The following is a 6,412-nucleotide window of genomic DNA, read 5'->3' on the forward strand; positions in this document are numbered from 1 at the left end:
TGCCTACTTTTTGCCAAGCATACGCGTAAGGGTGTTGTCTTTATCAATAATATGGTGCTTTAAAGCGCCCACAATATGTAAGCCTAACGCGATAAGAAGCGCATTTGCTGTAATACCGTGAACGGTTTTTCCTATCTCTGCTAAGCCTTGGTTAAAAGCGAGGCTTTTTTGTGGGTTTTCTGGATTGGGGTTGTGCGGTATAAGCTCTAGCCCGAACATCTCTACGCCATGCCCACCAAAGCCCGACATAATCAGCCCCGAAATAGGCATAAGTAACATGCTTATTATAAGAACGTAATGCACAATTTTAGCTAACACTTGCTCATAATTTGGGTGTTTAACATCGTGCTTTGGCCAGCCATTTACAATGCGCCATGTTACTCTTAATAACGCAAAAGCAAGCAGCATTACGCCAAATGATTTGTGCCAACTCATTAGAAAAAACGCTTTAAAGTTTTCCATATATAGGCCTGAGCCTAATAACCCAATAATTAAAATAGCTACAATCCAATGCAGGCTTATGGTGGTGTTGCTTAACGTACTTGTTGTATCTTTTGTAAGTTTCATCGTGGTTATTCCTAACTTAAAAAGTGGCGCTTAGTTGCGTGTACAATTGAATAATCTACATTAATGCAGCTAGCTTAAACTATAGAGGGTTAAAGTAGGGTTAACGAAACTTATTTTTTAAATTTAAAAGGATAAACCCGCAACGTGAAGTGAAAGTTCTAGGCGCGAAGCTTGCTCGCGCAAGATGATAGTTGCTTCTCTAAAAGCGAAGCGCCTCTATACCTCTTTATGATTTATTGATCTTTAATAAAAAAATGCACAAAGAGAAGAGAAAGAGGAGTAAATGAGAAGTGAAAGCTGTAGGCGCGAAACTTGCTCGCGCAAGATGCTAGTTACTTCTCTAAAAGCGACGCGCCTCTGAGCCTCTTTGTGATTAATTGAGCTTTAATACAAAAATGCACAAAGAGAAGGGATAGAGAAGTAAATGAGTAGCCAAAGTTATCTGTATATCACCACCGAGTACACCGAGGCGCTTCGCGCTACACAGAGAAAACACCCGTAACGCTTAGTCACTTCTCTTGGTATTCTCCTTCGCTTCTCGGTGGTGAAACAATCACTTTATATCTCGGTTAAGGCGTTGCTTTTAAACGCCAGCAAGGTGCGCCTCTACAAGGTAATTTACCTCGGAGTTAATTTTGTCGGTAGGCGCGAAGCTTGCTTGCGCAAAATGCTAATTACTTCTCTAAAAGCGACGCGCCTCTTAACCTCTTTGTGAATGCATTGGCTTTATTTACGAGCTATGGCGCATCTAACAATCTAAGGAACCTTCTTTTAAATTATTGGCGATGGTTTGAGATGGGTTTTCGCCAAATAACTGCGTGTAATCTTTAGTAAATTGCCCTGCGTGCCAAAACCCCCAATTGGCCGCTATGATTGATATAGGCTTAGTTTGACCAACCACTTTTAGCTCGCGCCTTACATTGTTAAGTCGAGTTAAACGCAAAAACCTAAGCGGGTTAATACCTAAAATGCTTTCGAAACTGTACTGCAACGTGCGCCTACTAACAAAAGTAAGCTCGCAAAGCTCTGTAATAGTAATAGTTTTTTGTGGGTTGGCTGCCACGTACTCTTTTACTTTGTCGACCACCGCTTTACGGTGTTTGTAGCTTGGGGCTATGTTTTGCTGCGGGTTATCGGCTTGCAGTAAATGCAGTGCTAGCATACTAAGCATATCTTGCTGTGACTCTGGTTTAAGCCCAAAGCCTTTACAGGCAACCATACTGTTAATAATTTGCCTTGCTGTTTGCAGCGATGAGTCACTAACCGTTAAACGAGCAGATTGTGTAGATGATAGGTTTTTAATTGTTACGCCTTGTAACTGCGCCATGTACTCAATGGAATGCCAATCAATAACCAAACCGTAAATATCAAATTGCTCAGGGGTAATTAGCTCAAAGTCGCTGCTGCTGGTACGGCACATAAATTGATTGCTCGCTACATCAAGGCCATTAATTTTGCTTTGCTGCGACTGACTCGGTATGCCAAGCCAAATAGAGTTAGGGGCTATGTTGCATTGCTGGCGCAGTGCACGCTCGGTGTATTCTTTAAAAGCATGAATATCGTTGTAATTTACGCCTTCTATACAGCCATAAAAGCGGCCATCGCTTACTTGGTCGTACTTTTGCTGCCATTGAGTGAGGTTGTGGGCTTGCTCGTCAATATCGTGCGTGTATACCTTGCTCTTTTGTGGTGCGTTGTTGCTGCCTTGCTGCGCCATATAGGTGATGCTCTTTTAAAGTAAACATATTTTTAGTTTAAGTGAATGCCAAATAAAGGCGTTAACTTACTGAAATAAAATAATAAAACGTGATTTGCCAAAATTCGATAGCCACTTGGTACAAATTAAGCCTTCTTGTGACTATTCAAAATTGATTTATAGCTTATATGAGGCAAGACCTATACCAAGGTTTGTAATATTAGTTATGCGGAGTAAATCATGGGGCATACGTACAGTTATACTTTAGGAACACATACTTATCAATTCAAGAGCTTAGCGCAGTTAATGGCTAAAGCTACGCCGCAGCGCTCGGGCGATAGGTTAGCGGGAGTTATTGCACAATCGGCACAAGAGCGCGCTGTAGCGCAGATGACATTGGCCGAAGTACCGCTAAAAACATTTTTAAACGATGTACTTATTCCCTACGAGCAAGACGAAATTACACGACTTATTATTGACGAGCACGATGCAAACGCTTTTAAGCTTATATCGCACTTAACCGTGGGGGATTTTAGAAACTGGTTATTAAGTGATTTTGCAACGCCTGCGGTACTTGCAAGTGTTAGGCAAGCTATTACCCCTGAAATGGCGGCTGCGGTAAGTAAAATAATGCGTAATCAAGATCTCATACTTGTTGCTAAAAAGTGCCACGTAAAAAGCGCGTTTAGAAACACCATAGGTTTGCCTGGGCATTTATCAACCCGCTTGCAACCTAACCACCCAACCGATGACATAAATGGTATAGCTGCCTGCATGCTCGATGGCCTTTTATACGGCAATGGCGATGCGGTAATTGGCATCAACCCCGCCACCGACAACGTAGCACAAGCCATTAAGTTAATGACGCTGATGGATGATGTAATTCAAAAATACGAAATTCCGACACAAAGCTGTGTGCTTACCCATGTGACTAACACCATAGAATGCATAGAAGCAGGCGCTCCGGTTGATTTGGTGTTTCAGTCAATAGGCGGTACAGAAGCCACAAACTCAAGCTTTGGTTTTAATTTAAATACACTAGCTGAGGCGCAAGATGCTGCGCTGAGCTTAAAGCGTGGCACGGTTGGCAATAATGTAATGTATTTTGAAACCGGACAAGGCAGCTCGCTTTCGGCTAATGCACATCATGGGCTTGACCAACAAACCTGTGAGGCGCGTGCCTATGCTGTAGCACGCAAGTTTAACCCTTTATTAGTTAATACCGTTGTAGGCTTTATTGGCCCCGAGTATTTATTTGATGGTAAAGAAATTACCCGCGCAGGGCTTGAAGATCACTTTTGTGCCAAGCTTTTAGGCATACCTATGGGGTGCGATGTGTGTTACACCAACCACGCCGAGGCCGACCAAAACGATATGGATAACTTACTCACCTTATTAGGCGTGGCGGGTTGCTCGTTTGTAATGGGGATTCCAGGCTCGGACGATATTATGCTTAATTACCAAACTACCTCATTTCATGATGCCTTATATGTGCGCCGGGTTTTAGGCTCGCGCCCAGCGCCCGAGTTTGAAGCGTGGCTTAGCAAAATGAAAATTATGGAAAATACCGCCGAGACTATTTTATCGAACACCTTACCAACTGCCTTTGCTAAGCCATTAAAAGCAGTACAAGGAGGGATGTAATGAAAGCGGTTAAAAGCATAAACACGCAAAGCAGCCACGATCACGATAATGGCAAAGTGGTTGAAAACCCATGGAGCGATTTACGTCGTTTTACCGATGCCCGTATAGGCCTTGGCCGCGCAGGCATTAGTTTACCTACATCTGAAATGCTAGCGTTTCAGCTATCGCATGCTCAGGCGCGCGATGCGGTTAACTTTCCGTTAGATATTAGCGAAATGACAAAAACTCTCAGTGCTATTGATGCGCTTAGCGAGGTTGAAAAACCGCTAAGTGTACAAAGTGAGGCAGTTGATCGTGTTACCTATTTACAGCGCCCCGATTTAGGCCGAAAGCTAAACCAAGCAGGGCGTACAACGCTTTTAAACACTATGCAAAATAGGCAAAGCAGTACTCAGGCACAATACGATTTAGCCATTGTAGTAGTTGATGGGCTTTCGTCGCTGGCGGTACAAAAAAACGCAGCGCCATTTATAAGCGAGCTTTTAAAGCAGCTTCCTACTGAGCCCTCACCTTATAAAATTGCGCCAATTACCCTAGTAGAGCAAGGCCGCGTAGCGATTGGTGATGACATTGGCGAGCTGCTAAATGCACAAGTGGTAATGGTATTAATTGGTGAGCGCCCGGGGCTTAGCTCCCCCGACAGCCTTGGCCTTTATTTAACGTGGGAGCCAAAAACGGGGCTAAATGATGCCTGTCGTAATTGTATTTCTAACATTCGCCCTGCAGGGCTTAGCTACTTTGAGGCTGCCCGAAGAGCCGTATATTTACTGCAAGAGGCCAAAAAGTGCGGGCTTACTGGGGTTAACTTAAAAGACAGAACACAAGACGATGTAATAGAGCATCAGGTTCAAACCACAAATTTTTTAATCGCGGAATAAAACCATAAAAAGAGGTCAATATGTCTAATAACAATAAAGAGTATCTTGCACAAAGGCAGTTAAAAAGTGGCACTGCGGGCTGGTTATTGCTTGCAGGGCTAGGGGTGTCGTATGTAATTTCGGGCGACTTTGCAGGCTGGAACTTTGGCATAGCCGAAGCCGGCTGGGGCGGATTTGCCATTGCTGCCGTGTTAATGGCAATAATGTATTTAACGCTGGTGTTATCGCTTGCTGAAATGTCGGCAGCAATTCCTGCGGCGGGTGGCGGTTACAGTTTTGCACGACAAGCAATGGGCCCAGCTGGGGGTTATTTAACTGGCCTTGCGGTATTAATTGAATATGCATTAGCCCCCGCCGCCATTGTTATATTTATTGGCTCGGCGGTTGAGGCGTTAACGGGTTTTAATGGCCCGTGGGTATATGCACTGTTTTATTTAACGTTTGTGGGTATTCACTTAGCGGGTGTGGGTGAAGCGCTAAAAGTAATGATGGTGATAAGTGGTTTAGCAGTATTGGCTATTATTGCCACCGCCGTGGCGTTAATTGCTAATTTTGACGCGGCTAATTTATTTGATGTTGCGGTAACTAATGCCGCAGGTGCAAATGAATTTTTACCACTTGGTTGGTATGGTGTGTGGGCTGCATTGCCTTTTGCTATGTGGTTATTTTTAGCAGTAGAAGGCGTGCCGCTTGCAGCCGAAGAAGCTAAAAACCCAGCTAAAGATGTACCTAAAGGCATTATTGGCGCTATGTTATTTTTACTGTTTACCGCTTTACTTGTTGTGGTATTAGTTCCTGCTGCCGGTGGTGCAAACGCAATGGGCGCCAGTGCAGTTCCTTTAGTTGATGCGCTTAACGCCACGGGCAATACAAACTTAGCCACTGTGGTAAATATTTTAGGCTTAGCGGGGCTGGTCGCGTCGTTCTTTTCGATTATTTATGGTTATAGTCGTTTAGTGTTTGCGCTTTCGCGTGCGGGCTATTTGCCGCGTTCGTTATCAATTACTACAGAGCGCAAAGTACCCGCGCGTGCGTTAATTGTACCCGCTATTTTTGGGTTTATTGCCTCACTGAGTGGTGAGGGCGATTTAATGCTGGCCATGGCGGTGGTAGGTGCAACGGTATCGTATGCGTTAATGGCGCTGAGCCATATTATGTTACGTATTAAGCAACCTAATTTAGCTCGCCCGTATAAAACGCCAGGTGGCGTGGTTACATCGGGTATTGCGCTAGTGTTATCGCTTATTGCATTAACGGGTGTGTATGCGTTTGACCCTCGTGCATTTTTATACACCGTAGTGCTATTTGTGATTGGTGCAGCTTATTACTTTGGTTATAGCGCTAAGCATTTAGTCGCTAAAAGTGCAGATGAAGAGTTTGCTATGCTTGCCGATGCTGAAGCTGACTTAGCCGCCTCAAATTAAGGGGGTTAACACTAGGGTAAAAGCGTTGCTTTTAAAACGCCAGCAAGCTGCGCGTCTACAGGGGTCATTAAGCTCTGCTGTTAAGGCTCGCTGTAGGCGCGAAGCTTGCTCGCGAAAAATGTTAGTTACTTCTCTAAAAACGAAGCGTCTCTAAACCTCTTTGTGATTTATTGATCTTTAATACAAAAATGCACAAAGAGAAG

Annotated in this window: 5 protein-coding genes; 3 read left to right on the forward strand and 2 right to left on the reverse strand. The window is 44.1% G+C overall.

Annotation, left to right across the window (positions count from 1 at the left end; all coding sequences use genetic code 11):
* Window positions 1-3 precede the first annotated feature (3 nt).
* Both AN395_RS03445 and AN395_RS03450 read right to left on the reverse strand, forming a co-directional pair.
* Window positions 4-567, reverse strand: coding sequence for a cytochrome b (locus AN395_RS03445; RefSeq protein WP_054982087.1), 564 nt, complete (start codon window positions 565-567; stop codon window positions 4-6).
* Between the two features lie 748 nt (window positions 568-1,315).
* Window positions 1,316-2,284, reverse strand: a complete 969-nt coding sequence (locus tag AN395_RS03450; protein WP_054982088.1) for a helix-turn-helix domain-containing protein — start codon at window positions 2,282-2,284, stop codon at window positions 1,316-1,318.
* Between the two features lie 219 nt (window positions 2,285-2,503).
* Between AN395_RS03450 and AN395_RS03455 the strand changes: the two genes are divergently transcribed.
* From AN395_RS03455 to eat, 3 genes are read left to right on the forward strand one after another with little or no spacing between them, the layout of a single operon-like run.
* Window positions 2,504-3,907 carry an ethanolamine ammonia-lyase subunit EutB gene (locus tag AN395_RS03455; RefSeq protein WP_054982089.1) on the forward strand — a complete coding sequence of 468 codons (1,404 nt, stop codon included), beginning with the start codon at window positions 2,504-2,506 and terminating at the stop codon, window positions 3,905-3,907.
* Window positions 3,907-4,785, forward strand: coding sequence for an ethanolamine ammonia-lyase subunit EutC (gene eutC / locus AN395_RS03460; RefSeq protein WP_054982090.1), 879 nt, complete (start codon window positions 3,907-3,909; stop codon window positions 4,783-4,785). The genes AN395_RS03455 and eutC overlap by 1 nt, the downstream gene beginning before the upstream one ends.
* A gap of 20 nt (window positions 4,786-4,805) precedes the next feature.
* Window positions 4,806-6,209, forward strand: a complete 1,404-nt coding sequence (gene eat, locus AN395_RS03465) for an ethanolamine permease (protein WP_054982091.1) — start codon at window positions 4,806-4,808, stop codon at window positions 6,207-6,209.
* Window positions 6,210-6,412 lie beyond the last annotated feature (203 nt).

The organism is Pseudoalteromonas sp. P1-30, assembly GCF_001400005.1.
Taxonomy (GTDB): Bacteria; Pseudomonadota; Gammaproteobacteria; order Enterobacterales; family Alteromonadaceae; genus Pseudoalteromonas; species Pseudoalteromonas atlantica.

Coding starts and splice junctions, on each gene's coding strand:
- eat (WP_054982091.1), top strand. CDS start 4,806: ATGTCTAATAACAATAAAGAGTATCTTGCACAAAGGCAGTTAAAAAGT.
- AN395_RS03445 (WP_054982087.1), bottom strand. CDS start 567: ATGAAACTTACAAAAGATACAACAAGTACGTTAAGCAACACCACCATA.
- AN395_RS03455 (WP_054982089.1), top strand. CDS start 2,504: ATGGGGCATACGTACAGTTATACTTTAGGAACACATACTTATCAATTC.
- AN395_RS03450 (WP_054982088.1), bottom strand. CDS start 2,284: ATGGCGCAGCAAGGCAGCAACAACGCACCACAAAAGAGCAAGGTATAC.
- eutC (WP_054982090.1), top strand. CDS start 3,907: ATGAAAGCGGTTAAAAGCATAAACACGCAAAGCAGCCACGATCACGAT.